Annotated in this window: 12 protein-coding genes; 4 read left to right on the top strand and 8 right to left on the bottom strand. The window is 61.1% G+C overall.

Annotated features, from left to right (window positions below; genetic code table 11):
• Nucleotides 1–5: 5 nt before the first annotated feature.
• From I9H07_RS21650 to glnE, 8 genes are all read right to left on the bottom strand, one after another.
• Nucleotides 6–1,451, bottom strand: coding sequence for a lipopolysaccharide kinase InaA family protein (locus I9H07_RS21650; RefSeq protein WP_024674268.1), 1,446 nt, complete (start codon nt 1,449–1,451; stop codon nt 6–8).
• Complete coding sequence (locus I9H07_RS21655) at nt 1,451–2,230, bottom strand: lipopolysaccharide kinase InaA family protein (RefSeq protein WP_024674269.1); 780 nt, start codon at nt 2,228–2,230, stop codon at nt 1,451–1,453. The genes I9H07_RS21650 and I9H07_RS21655 overlap by 1 nt, the downstream gene beginning before the upstream one ends.
• Nucleotides 2,227–2,961, bottom strand: coding sequence for a lipopolysaccharide kinase InaA family protein (locus tag I9H07_RS21660; protein WP_236425258.1), 735 nt, complete (start codon nt 2,959–2,961; stop codon nt 2,227–2,229). Before I9H07_RS21660 ends, I9H07_RS21655 begins: the two co-directional genes overlap by 4 nt.
• Nucleotides 2,961–3,767 (bottom strand): lipopolysaccharide core heptose(I) kinase RfaP, encoded by an 807-nt coding sequence (gene rfaP / locus I9H07_RS21665; RefSeq protein ID WP_024674271.1) that lies wholly within the window; start codon nt 3,765–3,767, stop codon nt 2,961–2,963. The genes I9H07_RS21660 and rfaP overlap by 1 nt, the downstream gene beginning before the upstream one ends.
• Complete coding sequence (locus I9H07_RS21670) at nt 3,767–4,888, bottom strand: glycosyltransferase family 4 protein (protein WP_236425259.1); 1,122 nt, start codon at nt 4,886–4,888, stop codon at nt 3,767–3,769. Before I9H07_RS21670 ends, rfaP begins: the two co-directional genes overlap by 1 nt.
• Nucleotides 4,888–5,952: a lipopolysaccharide heptosyltransferase I gene (gene waaC / locus I9H07_RS21675; RefSeq protein WP_024674273.1), complete on the bottom strand. Its 1,065-nt coding sequence runs from the start codon at nt 5,950–5,952 to the stop codon at nt 4,888–4,890. Before waaC ends, I9H07_RS21670 begins: the two co-directional genes overlap by 1 nt.
• 2 nt (nt 5,953–5,954) lie before the next feature.
• Nucleotides 5,955–6,989: a lipopolysaccharide heptosyltransferase II gene (gene waaF / locus I9H07_RS21680; RefSeq protein WP_058390770.1), complete on the bottom strand. Its 1,035-nt coding sequence runs from the start codon at nt 6,987–6,989 to the stop codon at nt 5,955–5,957.
• 130 nt (nt 6,990–7,119) lie between these two features.
• Entirely contained in the window at nt 7,120–10,077 is a 2,958-nt protein-coding gene (gene glnE, locus I9H07_RS21685) for a bifunctional [glutamate--ammonia ligase]-adenylyl-L-tyrosine phosphorylase/[glutamate--ammonia-ligase] adenylyltransferase (protein ID WP_236425260.1), read from the bottom strand.
• Between the two features lie 384 nt (nt 10,078–10,461).
• On the opposite strand from glnE, the gene aceE reads away from it, so the two are divergent.
• The 4 genes from aceE to I9H07_RS21705 all read left to right on the top strand — a co-directional run bounded on the left by aceE (nt 10,462) and on the right by I9H07_RS21705 (nt 17,939).
• Nucleotides 10,462–13,107, top strand: coding sequence for a pyruvate dehydrogenase (acetyl-transferring), homodimeric type (gene aceE / locus I9H07_RS21690; protein WP_024674276.1), 2,646 nt, complete (start codon nt 10,462–10,464; stop codon nt 13,105–13,107).
• 142 nt (nt 13,108–13,249) lie between these two features.
• Complete coding sequence (aceF, locus tag I9H07_RS21695; protein WP_024674277.1) at nt 13,250–14,890, top strand: dihydrolipoyllysine-residue acetyltransferase; 1,641 nt, start codon at nt 13,250–13,252, stop codon at nt 14,888–14,890.
• A 314-nt stretch (nt 14,891–15,204) separates the two neighbouring features.
• Nucleotides 15,205–16,584, top strand: a complete 1,380-nt coding sequence (gene dbpA, locus I9H07_RS21700; protein ID WP_007252001.1) for an ATP-dependent RNA helicase DbpA — start codon at nt 15,205–15,207, stop codon at nt 16,582–16,584.
• 176 nt (nt 16,585–16,760) lie between these two features.
• Nucleotides 16,761–17,939 carry an NAD(P)/FAD-dependent oxidoreductase gene (locus tag I9H07_RS21705; RefSeq protein WP_058390767.1) on the top strand — a complete coding sequence of 393 codons (1,179 nt, stop codon included), beginning with the start codon at nt 16,761–16,763 and terminating at the stop codon, nt 17,937–17,939.
• Nucleotides 17,940–17,944 lie beyond the last annotated feature (5 nt).

A 17,944-nucleotide genomic window follows, 5' to 3' on the forward strand; every position in this document is an offset into this window, starting at 1 on the left:
CAGGCTCAGACCGGCGTGATGTGCGGCAGGCGCTGCTCCAGCAACTGGTGCAGCGCACTGTCGGTCGGCCAGTTGCGCATGAAGCGCGCCCGGTCGCGGGCATAAGCCGAGGCGAATGACGATTGCGAGCCGTGCTGCTGCATGGCATCCAGATCGATCAGCGCCCAGCGGTCCTTGTGCCAGAACAGGTTATGGCCCTTGAGATCGCCATGGCTGATGCGTTCCCGGATCAATTGTGCGAACAGTTGATCCAGCGCCAGCAACTCGGTCTCCGGGGCATCGCCGCTTTGCACATAAGGTGCGAACCGTTCGATGATGTCCGGGCCATCGAGAAATTCGGTCACCAGCCACGCCTTGCTGCGCAGGCCCAGGAAACGCTGTTCCTGCACTGCCAGCGGTTTCGGCGTGGCGATACCAAGAAACCTCAGCCGATTGCTTTCGCGCCAGGAATGCCAGGCACGACTGGGACGCCAGAAACGCTTGAGCCAGTGCGTGAAATTCTTGATGTTGTAGCGCTTGATGACCAGCGTGCGGCCATTGACGTCAACCCGGCCTACGCTTGCAGCGCCACCGGTCTTGTACAGATGGCCCTTGTCGAGCAAGGCATCGGCCTGCTCCAGCACCGGCAGCAGGGTTGCCTCTTCGTCACGGCGAATCGCACGAAACACTGAAGCGCTGTCCTTGACGCTGAACAGACTGCAATCGCGCACCGTCTTGCTCATGAAGTCCCTGAGTCGCCAGCTACGGACCTTGTCGATCTGCTTTTGCAACGCTTCCATCGGCAAGCCATGCTCGGCGTTGCTCAGCAGATAATGCACCAGCAGCTCTTCGGTGTACGGCTCGAAAGCCCTGGGCAACTGCGCAAAGAACACGCCAAGGTTTTCCAGTACTTTCTGCCGCGACAACGGCTGCCCGGCCTGTTCGGCTCGAATGCCGGCACCGTCGATCAGGTACAGCTGCCCGTTATGGCGCAGCAGGTTGTCCAGGTGCAGATCTTCCTGCCACAAGCCTTTTGCGTGCTGCAGCGCGATGGCCGTCAGCGCCTCACCGAGTACCGCCTGCTGCTCATCGGCCAGCGGCGGCAGGTCCTGCACGTCAGCCCAGGCATCACCCAGGCTGGGGGCTGGCGCCAGAAATTCGAACAACAACCAGCCACCCTCGCCTTCCTGCAAGCCATCGGCCAGTAACAGCGGGGTCTTCAGGCCTTGCCCGGCCAGCAAACGCACACCAGCCAGCTCACGCTGAAAGTGCCGGGCAGCCTTGTCGCCGACCAGCAGTTTGGCCAGCACCGAGCGGCCGCGCCATACGCCAGCACCGACGTAACGCTGTCCTGGAAGTACCCGCAGCAGGGTCAACAATTGCAGTTCGGCGGTGCCGGCAGCATCCGCCAGGGTAAGACTCATCGGTAACTCGGGGGTGCGTCCGGCGTTCTTGAGTTCAGACAAGCGCATCAGTGGATCTCATTCTGGTCACGGTGTTGGACGATACGTTTATGCAGGCCGCGTCTACCCAGCAACACGCTCCAGGCACCGACCTGAGGGCTGTCGGGGGCGGCCTGCAGGTAGGCAGCCAGAAATTCACGCTGTTCGTCGTCACTCCACATATGGCAGCGACGCAGCAGAGGCTCCAGATCCTTGATCAGATCGCGCTTGCCAAACAGCACCGGGCGGGTCTTTTCCAGATCGATCAATTGCGCGTTATAAACATCACCTTGAGCCTGAAGAAAGATGTGTTTGGGGTAGAAGCACCCGTGCATCTGCCCGGCCTTGTGCAAGGTGCGCGCCAGCCGGCCGCAGGCCTGAAGGATTGCGCTGCGCTCGGTGGCCGGCAGGTCGGACCACTCCAGCAACAGCGCATACAATTCAGTCCAGCCATCGAGCGCACGGGTCATCAGAATCGCCTGGCGCTCGCCATTGATACGCCGCTCGCCGTAAAAGGCAGCCTGCAATGCCGGGATACCGAGCTTCTGGTAACGGCGGATATTACGAAACTCCCGGCAGAACGAGGGCTCGCCCAGCGGGTAGTGCAGCGTGTGGGTCAGGTAATTGCTCTGACGCTTCAGGTAAAAGCTCCTGTCGTCCAGATCCAGGCGGAACACGCTGCTCCAGCCGCCGCGCCCGGTATTGGGCTCGTCGACGGCATCCAGCTGAAGATTCCATAGCGCTTCAAAATCGACCAGGCCGTGGCGCTCCAGCAGCGCCCGATCGGCACTGGCAATAAATACGCTCATTCACGGCCCTCGAAAAAGCTGACGATATGTCGAATACGTTTTTTGTCCGAGGCGTTCAAACGCGCCCGTTGGCGGTACTGCAAATAGAAGCGCAGGCGCTGGGTGGCTGACAGATGATACTTGGCCACCTTGTCCAGGCACGCGAGGTCCTTGGTGATCCGGTAGCGCAGCAGGAAACTCCACCAGAAGGCCCCGTTGGGGCAGTCGATGAAAAACAGCTTGCCCACGTTATCGACCAGCAGGTTTCGCCATTTCAGATCGTTATGCGTGAAATGCCTGTCGTGCATGATGCGCGTATAAGCAGCCAGCTGGCGACTGATGCCGTCTACCCAGTGCCTGTCGGCCAGCAACGGATCGTTGCGCTTGGCCAGCACCGACAGATCGTTGGTATTTGGCAGCTCCCGGGTGATCAACGCACCGCGATCATAGGCCGCGCCATTGCGCTCCAGCCCCCAGGCCACCACCTCGGCCGTGGGAATGCCCCATTTGGCGAAACGTTTGAGGTTCTGCCACTCGGACTTGACCCGAGGCCTGCCCATGTAACGACGCAAGCCCTTGCCGGCACTCACGTAACGCTTGACGTAATAATTGACCCCGGAGCGCTCGACGCGGATGACTTCGGACAGCGGGTCGCGGGTCAGGCGCTGGCCTTCCAGGGCAAATACCGCGTCCAGGCTGCCAAAGTCGCGCTCAAGGAACGCGTACTCGGGTTCGAGCTTCCAGCCTGCCATCAGAGCGCATCTCCATATCGCACTTTACGTTGATACAGCTTGTCGGCTTTTTTATCCAGCCAGGTCAGCAGCGACGCTTCCTTGAGCAGTATTTCCCGCAACGGCTTCTGGAAGTAATCCTTGAGAAAACGCAACTTGTCGCGTCGGGTCAGGCCAATGTCCAGCGCCGAGAAATACAGCGCGGCCAGGTCCTTGTTGCGCCAGCGTGGCGTGATCGCCCGTCGGGTCTGGGCACGGTGCAGGTCGATGACCGACAGCCTGAAATCGTCGGCGGTCACCGGTCTGTCGGTGTGCAACAGGAAATGACAGATGTAACAGTCGCGGTGATTGACGCCGGCCCGGTGCATCATCCCGACCAGTCGCGCGACCTCGGCAATGAACGCTCTTTTCAAACGCGGCTCGGGCGGCTCGGTGCGCCAGTTGAGGCTGACGTCCTCAAGGCTGGTGGTCGGTGCCAGTTCTTCAGTCACGATGAAGGAATGCTGCGCGGCAGGATTGCTGCCGCGTTCGCCGTAAGCCACGGCGGTCATGGTCGGCACGCCGACTTCGTGGAGGCGCTCGATGGCGTCCCACTCCTTGCCCGCGCCGAGCACCGGCAGCTTGGCGGTGGCAAGGTTCTTGGCGATCTCGCCCCAGCCGATGCCGCGATGGATCTTGACGAAGTAACCGCGCCCGTCGACTTCAGTGCGCAGCGTGCGGCGCCCTTCCAGCTCGCGATAAACCTCACCGCTCAGGCCTTCTACCTCGGCGAAGGCATCGCGCCCGGCCCACAGGCTCTTGAACGGTTCAGCAAGGAACAGCTTCATCAGTCGTGCTCCGCCAGAATTACATCCGCAGCGTGTTGCGGCATGCTGTAAAGGTCCGCCGTGTCAGCGAAGGCCAGGCCGTTGCGACTCCAGGCACTGCGCGCGGCGGCGTCCTGAAGCATGCTGGCCAGATAGCGATTGAGCTGAGCCTGATCGAACGGTTCGTCAAGCACCCGACCGCAGTCGGCTTCGGCAATGTAATGCGCATATCCGCAGACCGCGCTGACCAGCACCGGCAAACCGGCCACCAGTGCTTCGAGCAGCACGGTGCCGGTGTTTTCGTTGTAGGCCGGGTGAATCAGCAGGTCGGCACCGATCAGGAAACGCGGAATATCGCTGCGCCCTTTCATGAACGTCACCTGATCGCCCAGTCCGAGCGTGGCGCTCTGCAGCTGGAATACCTTGGGGTCATCCTGTCCGATTACAAACAGGCGCGCGCGCTTCTTGAGTTCGGCAGGCAGCGTCGCCAGCGCTTTCAGGCTGCGATCGACGCCCTTTGTCTTGAAACCGGAGCCGATCTGCACCAATAACAGGTCACCGTCAGCCAGACCGAATTCCTTGCGAAAATCAGCACGAATCTGCGGTGCGTCAGGCGGTGCGCGGCGATCCTGGGAAATGCCCGGCGGCAGCAGGTGGAACCGCGACAGCGGCGTGCCGTAATGCTTGATGAATAACGGCTGCTGCACTTCGGAAATCATCAACACCTGAGTGTTCGATTCTTTGGCGAACACCGCTCGTTCGTAATCGGCAAAATGGCGATAGCGGCCCCACTTGCGATACAGCGGGCTGCGCAGGTTCTGCGCCTTGTCTTCGAAACAACCGTCGGCGGCGTAATACACGTCCAGCCCCGGCATTTTGTTGAAGCCGATCAGACGGTCGACGGGGCGCTGGGCCAGATCGGCCTCCATCCAGGCAGTGAGTTTCTCGTTGCGCCGATGGTTGAAGAACGCCTTGACCGGCGCGACCAGCACTTCGAAGCCGGGCGGCACCTCGCCTTCCCAGATCAGCGTATAGACGCGAATCTGATGGCCACGCTGCTGACACTCCAGCGCGATGCGCATGAAGTCGCGTTGCAGGCCGCCAAACGGGAAATATTTGTAGAGTACGAAAGCCAGTTGCATCAGCCAGGTTCCTTTGCCAGCAACAGCGCGCCCAGTTGGCTCGCCACTCGCTCGGGATTCAAACGAGTGAAGCACATCGGCCACTCGCGTTTCAGGTCAAACCGGCGCTCATCGTCGGCGGTCGGTTGGTACGTGCATTTCTTTTGCAGGCAAGGCGCACAGCCCGGATAGTCGCTGGCCAGATGCACCTGCGACGTGCCGTAAGCCCCGGTCAGCCCCGGATTGGTCGGGCCGAACAGGGAAATGGTCGGTACGTCCAGCGCTGCGGCCAGGTGCCCGATGCCGGTATCGACCGCGACACAGGCCTGCGCACTGGCCAATACCCGCGCCACGCCTGCCAGATTCAGCTTCGGCAGCACATGAGCACTGTCCAGCCCCTCGGCGATGCGCTCGGCACGCGCCTTCTCTGTCGGGTTGCCCCATGGCAACTGCACCTGAAAACCGCGCGCGGCCATCAATTCGGCCAGTTGTCGCCAATAGACCTCGGGCCAGTGTTTGGTGTCCCAGGTCGTGCCGTGCAGAAACAGTACAAAAGGCGCTTGCGGCGCACCGTCGAGTGCAGCCAGGGGCTTGAGCCCGTAATCACCCATGCCGACGGGCAACGGATAGCCCAGCGCCTGAGCGAACAACTGGCGCAGCCGTTCGACAGCATGCTGCCCGCGCGCCACCGGCAAGGCCCGGTCATAAAAACGGCTGGCAACCGGCTCGCGCGCCGAGTCACGGTCCAGACCGGCCACCGGCGCGTCGATGTAGCGCGTCAGCCAGGCACTCTTGAACAGGCCCTGAGCGTCAATCACCAGATCATAACGCTGCTCGCGCAGCCGATCCTTGAAGCGCCGCCATTCGCCAGAGCGGAAGGTCTGCCAGAGGTTCTTGCGCCAGCGGCGGATCGCCACCGGGATCACCCTGTCGACCGCCGGGTGCCAGGCAGGAATTTCGGCAAAACCTTCTTCCACCACCCAGTCGAAGCGGATGCCGGGCAGCGCCCGTGCCGCATCGGTCAGCGCGGGCAAGGCATGGATCACATCGCCCAGCGAGGAAGTCTTGATCAGCAGTACCCGCAAGATCAGGCCACCTCCACCGGTGTGATGTTCAGGCGGGTCAATGCCTGGATCACGGCGTCCGGCTCAAGCAGACGCATGCAGTTGTAATGGCCGAAACGACAGGTGCGGTCAAAGCACGGGCTGCATTCAAGGCCCAGCCGGACCACTTCGACTGCATCGGCCAGCGGCGGTGTGAAGCCCGGCGAGGTGGAACCGTACACCGCCACCAGGGGCCGGTTGAGCGCTGCGGCCACATGCATCAGGCCGGAATCGTTGGACACCACAGCGTCGGCACAGGACAGCAGATCAATCGCTTCGGCAAGCGAGGTTTCGCCACTGAGGTTGACAGACTCCTCACGCAAGCCGGGAATCAGCTCCTGACGAATGCTTTCACCCACCGGATGGTCCTTCTTCGAACCGAACAGCCAGACCTGCCAGCCTTCACGAATGCTGGCTTCAGCCACCTGCGCGTAATGCTCGGCCGGCCAGCGCTTGGACTCGCCGAACTCGGCACCGGGGCACAGCGCCAGCACGGGACGGTCGAGGGTCAGGCCAAACTTGCTCAATGCGGCGTCGCGAGTCGTTGGGTCAATACGCAGGCTCGGCGTGGGATAAGGACGCGGCAACTCAGCGCCCTTGTCGAAGGCCAGCGCCATGAAACGCTCGATCATCAGCGGATAACGCTGTTTGTCGAGGCTGCGCACGTCGTTGAGCAGGCCGTAGCGGAACTCGCCGCGCCAGCCGGTGCGTTTCGGGACACCGGCGAAAAACGGCACCAGCGCCGATTTCAGCGAGTTGGGCAGCAGGATTGCCTGATCGTACTGGCCAGCCAGTGACTTGCCGATCCGGCGACGGGTCGCCAGCTCGAGGGCGCCATGGCCGAGCGGAAAACTGAGCGCAGCGCGCACCTCTGGCATGCGCTCCAGGATCGGACGACTCCACTCAGGGGCCAGCACGTCGATTTCGCACTCGGGATGACGCTGTTTCAGACACTGGAACAGCGTTTGTGCCATCACCATGTCACCGACCCAGCTAGGCCCAACGATCAGAATTTTCATGTTCCATCCAAAAACGACCAGAAACGATCAGGGAGGCCGATCAGACTGCGTGACGTTCCCACACAATCTGTCGCCTCCCTGTCATAGCTTTATAGAGTGTTGCACTGTCACAGAGCGTTGCCCTTGAGGCTCAGCTCAACCCCATCTGCGTCCAGATCCGCATCACTTCACGCCGCTGGGCATGAAACTGATCGCCGCTGACCACGCCGGCCTGCTTCTGCAAGGCCTGACGGTGCGCCGCCGAGCGATAGGCTTTATAGGCCTCGCGCAACAGGCTGGCATCCGCGTCGGGCAGCAGCCCGGCGCCCTCCAGCCCTTCGAGAATCCGGATGTTATCGGTGTATTGCAGCAGCGCGGGATGCGCTCTCGACCACGCCAAGGCGGCGTATTGCACCATAAATTCGATATCGACGATACCTCCGGCATCCTGCTTGAGGTCGAACGGCATCGCGGCTTCGAAGGCATTGGCCGCCCTGCCCGCTGCTGTCAGCCGGGTGCCTAGGTTATCGCGCATCTTGGCGCGCATCTCGCTGACTTCGGCACGCAACGTGTCCAGATCGCGCTCGCGACCCAGAACAGCGGCGCGCACTTTCTCGAATTCGCGGCCCACATCCGGGCTGCCGGTCAGCACCCTCGCGCGCACCAGTGCCTGATGCTCCCAGGTCCAGGCCTCATTGGCCTGATAGCGGGCAAACGCGCCAAGCGAGCTGACCAGCAGCCCGGAGGCGCCGGACGGCCGCAAGCGCATATCGACGTCATACAACTGACCGGAGTTGGTCTGCGTGGTCAGCAAGTGAATCACCCGCTGCCCCAGTCGGGTGAAGAACTGCGCACTGTCGATGGGCTTGGCACCGTCGGTTTCGGCCTGCAGATCACCGTCATGAATGAACACCAGGTCCAGATCGGAACCGTGCCCCAGTTCGATGCCACCGACCTTGCCGTAACCGACGATCACGAACCCCGGATCGCACAATGTTCCGTCCGGGCGCAGTGGCGTGCCATGACGGGCCACGCTGTAACGCCAGGCCAGCGCCAGCACCTGATCCAGAATCGCTTCAGCCAGCCAGGTCAGGTAATCACTGACTTTCATCAACGGCAGGCTGCCGGAAATTTCCGAAGCCGCCACGCGCAGGCTGTGGGCCAGCTTGAAATGCCGCAGCGCTTCCATTTGCTGCTCAAGATCATCCTCGGGAATACGGATCAGCCGCTCACGCAGTTCAGCGGCCAGTTCCGGCGCCAAGGGCGGATTGAACAGGCGACCTTCATTGAGCAGTTCATCGAGCAACAGCGGAAAACGCGCGATCTGCTCCGCGATCCACGGACTCGCCGCGCACAGGGTCAGCAGTTGCCGCAATGCATCCGGATTTTCGGTCAGCAGCACCAGATACGCCGAGCGCCGGGCGACCGCCTCCACCAGCGGCAGCACGCGCTCCAGCACCAGATCGGGCTTTTCATGCTCTACCGCCTGTGCCAGCAGCCTTGGAATAAAAGCGTCCAGGCGCTCGCGGCTGAGCCGCTGCATCGAGCGCAGGCTCGGGCTGCTGCGCAAACTGGCCAGGCCTTTGAGCGCCTTGTCGGCATTGACGAAACCGGCCTGCTGCAACTGCTGGCCAGCGGCCTGCTCGTTCTGCGACTCTTCCCACAGCGGCAGCCACTCGCCGCCGACTACCACTTCGCTGTTGTCGTCTTGCTGGTCGTCGGGATCAGCGTCAGGGTCAGCGATGACCTGACGGAAGTGCCAGGACACCCTGCCGCGCCAGTACATCAGCCGCTCGTGAAAGCTGGCCCAGTCGGCAAAGCCCATGATCAGCGCAATACGCGCCTGATCCTGCTCGTTATCCGGCAGCATTTGCGTCTGACGGTCGGCAATGGCCTGAATCGCATGCTCGGTGTAACGCAGAAACTCATAGCCCTCGCGCAGCTCCTCGGTTACCGCCGAAGGTAGATAGCCCTGCCCTTCAAGCGTCTTGAGCACTTTGAACAGCGGACGCTGTTGCAGGCTCAGGTCGCGGCCGCCGTGAATCAACTGGAAGGCCTGAGCAATAAATTCCACTTCGCGGATACCACCGGCACCCAGCTTGATGTTGGCCGCCATGCCCTTGCGTTTCACTTCCTGCTGAATCAACTGCTTCATGGTGCGCAGCGCTTCGATGGCGGAGAAGTCCAGGTAACGGCGATACACGAACGGGCGCAGCATCTCCAGCAATTCGGCACCGGCTGCCTGATCTCCGCCGACCACCCGCGCCTTGATCATCGCGTAGCGTTCCCAGTCGCGGCCCTGATCCTGGTAATACTGCTCCAGCGCATTGAAACTGAGCACCAGTGCCCCGGATGAACCGTAGGGCCGCAGGCGCATGTCGACGCGAAACACGAAACCGTCGACGGTGACCGGGTCCAGCGCCTTGATCAGCCGCTGACCCAGGCGAATGAAGAACTCCTGGTTATCCAGTGCGCGCTTGGTGCCTTCTGTCTCGCCGCCCTCCGGGTAAGCGAAGATCAGGTCAATGTCCGACGACAGGTTCAGCTCGACCGCGCCAAGCTTGCCCATGCCAAGGATGACCATGTGCTGCGGCTGCCCCGAATGGCGACCGGTCGGCGTGCCGAACTGCTGGCAATGCCGTGGATACAACCATTGATAGGCCAGATCGATCGACGCATCGGCCATTTCCGAGAGATCACGGCAGGTCTCGATCAGGTCGGCCTGACGCGTCAGGTCGCGCCAGATAATCCGGACTTGCTGGCGCGCTCGCTGTCGACGTAGATTACGCCCCAACTCGTCTTCGCTGGCGGCGTTCTGCAGCGCTTCGGCCATTTGCCCGCGCAGTTCACCGGCAGAGAAGCTACGCTCAAGCGCGCCCGCATCAGCCAGTTGCAGCAGCATCTGCGGGTCGCGACAGATCTGTTCGGTCACAAAATCACTGGCGGCGCAGACCCGGTCGAATGCCTTGCGGCGCGCCTCGGGCCAGGCCTCGAAAGACGCCAGAGCTTCGTCCGACACAGCAGCCAGTGCAGTGCAGAAGGATTGTCGGGCGCGGTTCACCAATGGCAGCAGAATGGCCGGAAATTCGGTCAGTGAAGGTAGGCTCATGGTCTATCCTTGATCGGCGTGCAAACGGCCGCTCGTCGTGAATGCGAGACGCGTCTGCCAGCACCGCTTGTCGAACAAAGGTTATAAATTGCTGGAAAAATCAAATTAGAAGCATAAAAATCCGCTTTTTACCGGCAAGATATTCAATAGCGATCAACAGTAACGTTTTAAGTTACAACACAACAGGAGCGATTAAGTCGCTTCTCTGTAGTTTTACTACTGGGTACGTTACCTGGAGGGCTGAAATCGGCGTCGATTTGTAGTAAAACTACACGCCGCCGGATCCCACCTTCCGGTAATCCAAGAATTTATGTCGTCTGCCCACAAGGCCAGTCGCAAACTCAGGCAACCGATTCTGGAAGCCTTTCCGCCCTGGAGCAAGCCATGCAAGACCTCGATCCCGTCGAAACCCAGGAATGGCTGGACGCCCTGGAATCGGTTCTCGACAAAGAAGGCGAAGACCGTGCTCACTACCTGATGACCCGTATGGGCGAGCTGGCCACCCGTAGTGGTTCGCAGCTGCCGTACGCCATCACCACGCCATACCGCAACACGATTCCTGTCACCCACGAAGCACGCATGCCTGGCGACCTGTTCATGGAACGCCGCATTCGCTCGCTGGTGCGCTGGAACGCATTGGCCATGGTTGTCAAAACCAACATCGGCGACCCGGATCTGGGCGGCCACATCTCCAGCTTCGCCTCCAGTGCCACGCTGTACGACATCGGCTTCAACTATTTCTTCCAGGCCCCGACCGACGAACACGGCGGCGACCTGATCTACTTCCAGGGTCACGCATCGCCAGGCGTTTACGCCCGTGCATTCATGGAAGGCCGCATCACCGAAGAGCAAATGAACAACTTCCGTCAGGAAGTCGACGGCAACGGCCTGTCGTCTTACCCACACCCGTGGCTGATGAAAGACTTCTGGCAGTTCCCGACTGTATCGATGGGCCTTGGCCCGATCCAGGCGATCTACCAGGCGCGCTTCATGAAGTACCTGGAGCACCGCGGTTACATCCCGGAAGGCAAGCAGAAAGTCTGGTGCTTCCTGGGTGACGGCGAGACCGACGAGCCGGAATCCCTGGGCGCCATCGCCCTGGCCGGTCGCGAGAAGCTCGACAACCTGATCTTCGTCGTCAACTGCAACCTGCAGCGCCTCGACGGCCCGGTTCGCGGCAACGCCAAGATCATCCAGGAACTGGAAGGCGTGTTCCGTGGCGCGCAATGGAACGTCACCAAAGTCATCTGGGGCCGTTTCTGGGACCCGCTGCTGGCCAAGGACGTCGACGGTATCCTGCAACGTCGTATGGACGAAGTCATCGACGGCGAATACCAGAACTACAAGGCCAAGGACGGCGCGTTCGTTCGCGAGCACTTCTTCAATTCGCCTGAACTCAAAGCAATGGTTGCCGATCTGTCCGACGACGAGATCTGGAAGCTCAACCGTGGCGGCCACGACCCGTACAAGGTCTACGCGGCGTACCACGAAGCCGTCAACCACAAGGGTCAACCGACCGTGGTGCTGGCCAAGACCATCAAAGGTTATGGCACCGGCGCTGGCGAAGCGAAAAACACTGCGCACAACACCAAGAAGGTCGATGTCGACAGCCTGCGTCACTTCCGTGACCGTTTCGACATCCCGATCAAGGACGCCGAGCTGGAATCCCTGCCGTTCTACAAGCCGGAAGAAGGCAGCGCCGAAGCCCGTTACCTGAGCGAGCGTCGTGCTGCGCTGGGCGGCTTCGTACCGCAGCGTCGCGCGCAGAGCTTCAGCCTGCCGACCCCGCCACTCGAGACCCTCAAGGCCATCCTTGATGGCTCGGGCGACCGCGAAATCTCCACCACCATGGCTTTCGTGCGCATCCTGACGCAACTGGTCAAGGACAAGGAAATCGGTCAGCGCATCGTGCCGATCATCCCGGACGAAGCCCGTACCTTCGGTATGGAAGGCATGTTCCGCCAGCTGGGCATCTACTCGTCGGTCGGCCAGCTCTACGAGCCAGTCGATAAAGAACAAGTGATGTTCTATCGCGAAGACAAGAAAGGCCAGATTCTCGAAGAAGGCATCAACGAAGCGGGCGCCATGTCCTCCTTCATCGCTGCCGGTACGTCGTATTCCAGCCACAACCAGCCGATGATTCCGTTCTACATCTTCTACTCGATGTTCGGTTTCCAGCGTATCGGCGACCTGGCATGGGCCGCTGGCGACAGCCGTACCCGTGGCTTCCTGATCGGCGGCACCGCCGGCCGGACCACGCTGAACGGCGAAGGCCTGCAGCACGAAGACGGTCACAGCCACATCCTGGCGTCGACCATCCCGAACTGCCGCACCTTCGACCCGACTTACGGTTACGAACTGGCAGTGATCATCCAGGACGGCATGCGCCGGATGTTCGAAGAGCAGCAGGACGTTTTCTACTACCTGACCGTGATGAACGAGTCCTACGCCCAGCCAGCCATGCCGGCCGGTGTGGAAGAAGGCATCGTCAAGGGCATGTACCTGCTCGAAGAAGACACCAAGGAAGCGGCGCACCACGTCCAGTTGCTGGGCTCGGGCACCATCCTGCGTGAAGTTCGCGAAGCGGCGAAGATTCTCCGTGACGAGTTCAACATCGGTGCTGACGTGTGGAGCGTTACCAGCTTCAACGAACTGCGCCGCGACGGCCTGGCTGTAGAGCGCAACAACCGCCTGCACCCTGGCCAGAAGCCGGAACTGAGCTATGTTGAGCAGTGCCTCAACGGTCGCAAAGGCCCGGTCATTGCCTCTACCGACTACATGAAACTGTTCGCTGACCAGATTCGTCAGTGGGTTCCGACCAAGGAATACAAAGTCCTGGGCACCGACGGTTTCGGCCGTAGCGACAGCCGCAAGAAGCTGCGTCACTTCTTTGAAGTCGATCGCCACTTCGTGGTGCTGGCAGCCCTGGAAGCCTTGGCTGATCGTGGCGATATCGAACCTAAAGTCGTGGCGGAAGCCATCGTCAAGTTCGGCATCGATCCTGAAAAACGCAATCCACTGGACTGCTAAGAGTCTGCTTCAAGAGCGCTGATCAGAGCGTAAACAGCCGAGGATGCGGAATTTACTCAGCGTAAATGAGCATCCAAGGCTGTTTCGTTGTAACTGAACCAGCGTATTCGTGAGTGAACAGGTTCTCCCAAGGAGAGACATAGTGAGTGAGTTAATTCGCGTACCCGACATCGGTAACGGTGAAGGTGAAGTCATTGAATTGATGGTCAAGGTTGGCGATCGTATCGAAGCCGACCAGAGCGTCCTGACCCTTGAGTCGGACAAGGCGAGCATGGAAATCCCTGCTCCCAAGGCTGGCGTCATCAAGGCCATGAAGGTCAAGCTGGGCGATCGCCTGAAAGAAGGCGACGAGCTGTTTGAGCTTGAAGTGGAAGGCGAAGCCGCTGCTGCTCCGGCGCCGGCTGCCGAACCTGCTGCTGCGCCTGCACCGGCGGCTGCCGAGAAACCGGCTGAAGCTGCACCGGCTGCTCCTGCTCCGGCTGCCAGCGCTTCGGTTCAGGACATCCACGTGCCGGACATCGGTTCGTCGGGCAAGGCCAAGATCATCGAGCTGATGGTCAAGGTCGGTGACTCCATTCAGGCTGACCAGTCGCTGATCACACTGGAATCCGACAAGGCCAGCATGGAGATCCCGTCTCCTGCCGCAGGCGTTGTGGAAAGCATTGAAGTCAAACTGGATCAGGAAGTCGGCACCGGCGACCTGATTCTGAAGCTGAAAGTCGAAGGCGCTGCACCTGCTGCTGCCCCGGCCCCGGCCGCCAGCGCACCGGCAGCCGCTCCGGCCAAGGCTGAAGCGGCTGCTCCGGCTCCTGCTCCGGCAGCGAAGACCGAAGCGGCACCTGCTCCGGCCGCACCGGCCAAAGACGGCGCCAAGGTTCATGCTGGCCCGGCGGTTCGTCAGCTGGCCCGCGAATTCGGCGTCGAACTGAGCGCTGTCAGTGCCACAGGCCCGCACGGTCGAGTACTGAAAGAAGACGTTCAGGTTTACGTCAAGGCCATGATGCAGAAGGCCAAGGACGCTCCAGCCGGTGGCGCAAGCGGCGGCTCGGGCATCCCGCCGATCCCGGAAGTCGATTTCAGCCGTTTCGGCGAAATCGAAGAAGTGCCGATGACTCGCCTGATGCAACTGGGCGCCTCGGGCCTGCACCGCAGCTGGCTGAACATCCCGCACGTCACGCAATTCGACCAGGCCGACATTACCGACCTGGAAGCTTTCCGCGTCGCGCAGAAAGGCGCTGCCGAGAAGGCCGGCGTCAAGCTGACCGTGCTGCCGCTGCTGCTCAAGTCTTGCGCGCACCTGCTCAAGGAACTGCCGGACTTCAACGCTTCGCTGGCGCCGAGCGGCAAGGCTGTGATCCGCAAGAAGTACGTGCACATCGGCTTTGCCGTAGACACCCCGGACGGCCTGTTGGTCCCGGTCATCCGCGACGTCGACCAGAAGAGCCTGTTGCAACTGGCCGCCGAAGCCGCCGCACTGGCGGAAAAGGCGCGCAACAAGAAGCTGACGGCGAACGACATGCAGGGCGCGTGCTTCACCATTTCCAGCCTGGGTCACATTGGCGGCACCGGCTTCACGCCGATCGTCAACGCGCCGGAAGTGGCGATCCTCGGTGTTTCCAAGGCAACCATCCAGCCCGTCTGGGACGGCAAAGCCTTCCAGCCGAAACTGATGCTGCCCCTGTCGCTGTCCTACGATCACCGCGTGATCAACGGCGCAGCGGCTGCCCGCTTCACCAAGCGCTTGAGCGAATTGCTGGCGGATATCCGCACAATCCTGCTGTAAGCCAGCAGGCCCGCCACACGGCGGGCCTTGCCGTACACGTTTGCGAGCTGCCACGCTCGAACCTCAACCCCGCCCTCCAGCGGGGATTTTTTTGCCTTGGATATCGTGGCGCGGCGCAAAGGGTTGATGCAGAGCGTCACGAACGGCATTCCCAGGCTGGAGCGTGAGGAACGATCATCTCGACGATCGTGCGACGCTCTGCGTCGGCATGCAGTTCCGGAGGCTCTGCGTTCGATCTCGACCTTATCGTCAGTGTGAGGTCTGGCTGGCGGGTGATACACTGCGCGACATTTTTGTTTTGCAGGTCCACCGTCGTGACTAACACCGCTTTCAATTCTCTGCCTCTGTCCGCTGCCATGCTGGCTAACCTGGAGTCGCTTGGTTATGCCGAAATGACGCCGATTCAGGCGCAGAGCCTGCCGGTGATCCTCAAGGGCATGGACCTGATTGCCCAGGCCAAGACCGGCAGCGGCAAGACCGCAGCGTTCGGTATCGGCCTGCTCAACCCGATCAACCCGCGCTTCTTCGGTTGCCAGGCCCTGGTCATGTGCCCGACCCGCGAGCTGGCCGATCAGGTGGCCAAGGAAATCCGTCGCCTGGCCCGCTCGGAAGACAACATCAAGGTGCTGACCCTCTGCGGCGGCGTGTCTTTCGGCCCGCAGATCGGTTCGCTGGAGCACGGCGCGCACATCATCGTCGGCACGCCTGGCCGCATTCAGCAGCACTTGCGCAAGGGTTCACTGGTGCTGGACGGCTTGAACACACTGATTCTCGATGAAGCCGACCGCATGCTGGACATGGGTTTCTACGACTCCATCGCCGACATCATCGAGCAGACCCCGCAGCGCCGTCAGACCCTGCTGTTCTCGGCTACCTACCCGGTCGGCATCAAGCAGCTGTCTTCCAAGTTCATGCGCGACCCACAGACGGTGAAGGTCGAAGCGCTGCATGCCGACAGCCAGATCGAGCAGATTTTCTACGAGATCTCCCCGGAGCAGCGTCTGGAAGCGGTGGTCAAGGTACTCGGCCATTTCCGCCCGACATCCTGCGTGGCGTTCTGCTTCACCAAGCAGCAGGTTCAGGAAGTGGTCGATCACCTGACCGCCAAAGGCATGTCTGCGGTCGGCCTGCATGGCGATCTGGAGCAGCGTGACCGTGATCAGGTGCTGGCCATGTTCGCCAACCGCAGCACCTCGGTCCTGGTCGCTACCGACGTGGCCGCACGCGGCCTGGACATCGATGCGCTGGACATGGTGATCAACGTCGAGCTGGCGCGTGACTCGGAAATCCACATTCACCGTGTCGGCCGTACTGGTCGCGCAGGCGAGAAAGGCATCGCGGTCAGCCTCGTGGCACCGTCGGAAAGCCAGCGCGCCCGCGCCATCGAAGAATTGCAGAAAGCCCCGTTGAACTGGCAGCAATACGACAACCTGAGCATCAAGGAAGGCGGCAAACTGCTGCCGGCCATGACCACCCTGTGCATCGGTTCAGGCCGTAAAGACAAACTGCGCCCTGGCGACATTCTTGGCGCATTGACCGGTGAAGCCGGTATTCCGGGCACCCAGGTTGGCAAAATTGCGATCTTCGACTTCCAGGCCTATGTCGCCGTCGAACGCAGCATGGCCAAACAGGCGCTGGAGCGCCTGAACAATGGCAAGATCAAAGGCAAGTCGCTGCGTGTGCGGATCCTCTGAAATAGTCGTTAGCTGGATCATCGTCCCCACGCTCCGCGTGGGGACGCAGTTCTGGACGCTCTGCGTCCGATTTTGAATATGTGGTGCGGCGCAGGTATGTGACGCAGAGCGTCACGAGAGGCATTCCCACGCGGAGCATGGGAACGATCGTGACCTACCGATCGAGGAAACACGCTGTGCCCGTTACTGACGTTGTAATCATTGGCGCTGGCGCCGCAGGTTTGATGTGTGCATTCACCGCAGCCGCTCGCGGGCGCAGGGTGATGTTGATCGATCATGCCAACAAACCTGGCAAGAAGATCCTCATGTCCGGTGGCGGGCGCTGTAATTTCACCAATATGTACACCGAACCGGCCAATTTCCTGTCGCAGAACCCGCATTTCTGCAAATCGGCACTGGCCCGTTACACCCAGTGGGACTTCATCGCGATGGTCGCCAAACACGGTGTGCCGTATCACGAGAAGAAGCTCGGTCAGCTGTTCTGCGACAACAAGTCCAGCGACATTCTGGAAATGCTCCTGGAAGAATGCCGTCAGGCCGGTGTCAGCCTGCACATGGACACCTCGGTGCAGCAGATCGAAAAGACCGAATCCGGTTATAGCCTGCACACCACGCTGGGCCCGTTGAACTGCGAATCGCTGGTGATTGCCACCGGCGGGCTGTCTATCCCGACGCTCGGCGCGACCGGTTTCGGCTATCAGGTCGGCAAGCAATTCGGCCACAGCCTGCTGCCCACCCGCGCCGGGCTGGTGCCGTTCACCATCACCGATCAGCTCAAGGATTTATGCACCGAGCTGTCCGGCACTTCGGTGGACAGCCTGGTGAGCTGCAACGACAACAGCTTCCGGGAAAATATTTTGTTTACCCACCGCGGCCTCAGTGGCCCGGCCATCTTGCAGATTTCCTCGTTCTGGCAGCCCGGCGACACCGTCGACATCAATCTGCTGCCTGATCACGATGTACCCGCGTGGCTCTCGCAGCAACAAGCCGAGCGCCCCAACAGCGAGCTGAAAACCCTGCTGGGCGAACTCTTCACCAAAAAGATGGCCAACCTGATCGCCGAACACTGGTTCGCGTCAAAACCCATGAAGCAGTACACCCACGCCGAGCTGGCCGAGATCGCTGAGAAACTGGCGAGCTGGCAAGTGGTCCCCGCAGGCACCGAAGGCTACCGCACGGCCGAGGTGACACTGGGCGGCATTGATACTCGCGAAGTGTCTTCCAAGACCATGGAGTCGCTGAAGTCACCCGGGCTCTATTTCGTCGGCGAAGTGCTGGACGTGAGCGGCCACCTGGGCGGTTTCAATTTCCAGTGGGCCTGGGCATCGGCCTACGCAGCCGCGCAGTACGTCTGACCTGA

Origin of the sequence: Pseudomonas syringae (assembly GCF_023278085.1) — a bacterium.
Classification (GTDB): Bacteria; Pseudomonadota; Gammaproteobacteria; order Pseudomonadales; family Pseudomonadaceae; genus Aquipseudomonas; species Aquipseudomonas syringae_Q.

Excerpts from the sequence above, each read along its gene's own strand:
- I9H07_RS21650 (WP_024674268.1), bottom strand. The coding sequence starts at position 1,451 with ATGCGCTTGTCTGAACTCAAGAACGCCGGACGCACCCCCGAGTTACCG.
- I9H07_RS21655 (WP_024674269.1), bottom strand. The coding sequence starts at position 2,230 with ATGAGCGTATTTATTGCCAGTGCCGATCGGGCGCTGCTGGAGCGCCAC.
- I9H07_RS21660 (WP_236425258.1), bottom strand. The coding sequence starts at position 2,961 with ATGGCAGGCTGGAAGCTCGAACCCGAGTACGCGTTCCTTGAGCGCGAC.
- rfaP (WP_024674271.1), bottom strand. The coding sequence starts at position 3,767 with ATGAAGCTGTTCCTTGCTGAACCGTTCAAGAGCCTGTGGGCCGGGCGC.
- I9H07_RS21670 (WP_236425259.1), bottom strand. The coding sequence starts at position 4,888 with ATGCAACTGGCTTTCGTACTCTACAAATATTTCCCGTTTGGCGGCCTG.
- waaF (WP_058390770.1), bottom strand. The coding sequence starts at position 6,989 with ATGAAAATTCTGATCGTTGGGCCTAGCTGGGTCGGTGACATGGTGATG.
- glnE (WP_236425260.1), bottom strand. The coding sequence starts at position 10,077 with ATGAGCCTACCTTCACTGACCGAATTTCCGGCCATTCTGCTGCCATTG.
- aceE (WP_024674276.1), top strand. The coding sequence starts at position 10,462 with ATGCAAGACCTCGATCCCGTCGAAACCCAGGAATGGCTGGACGCCCTG.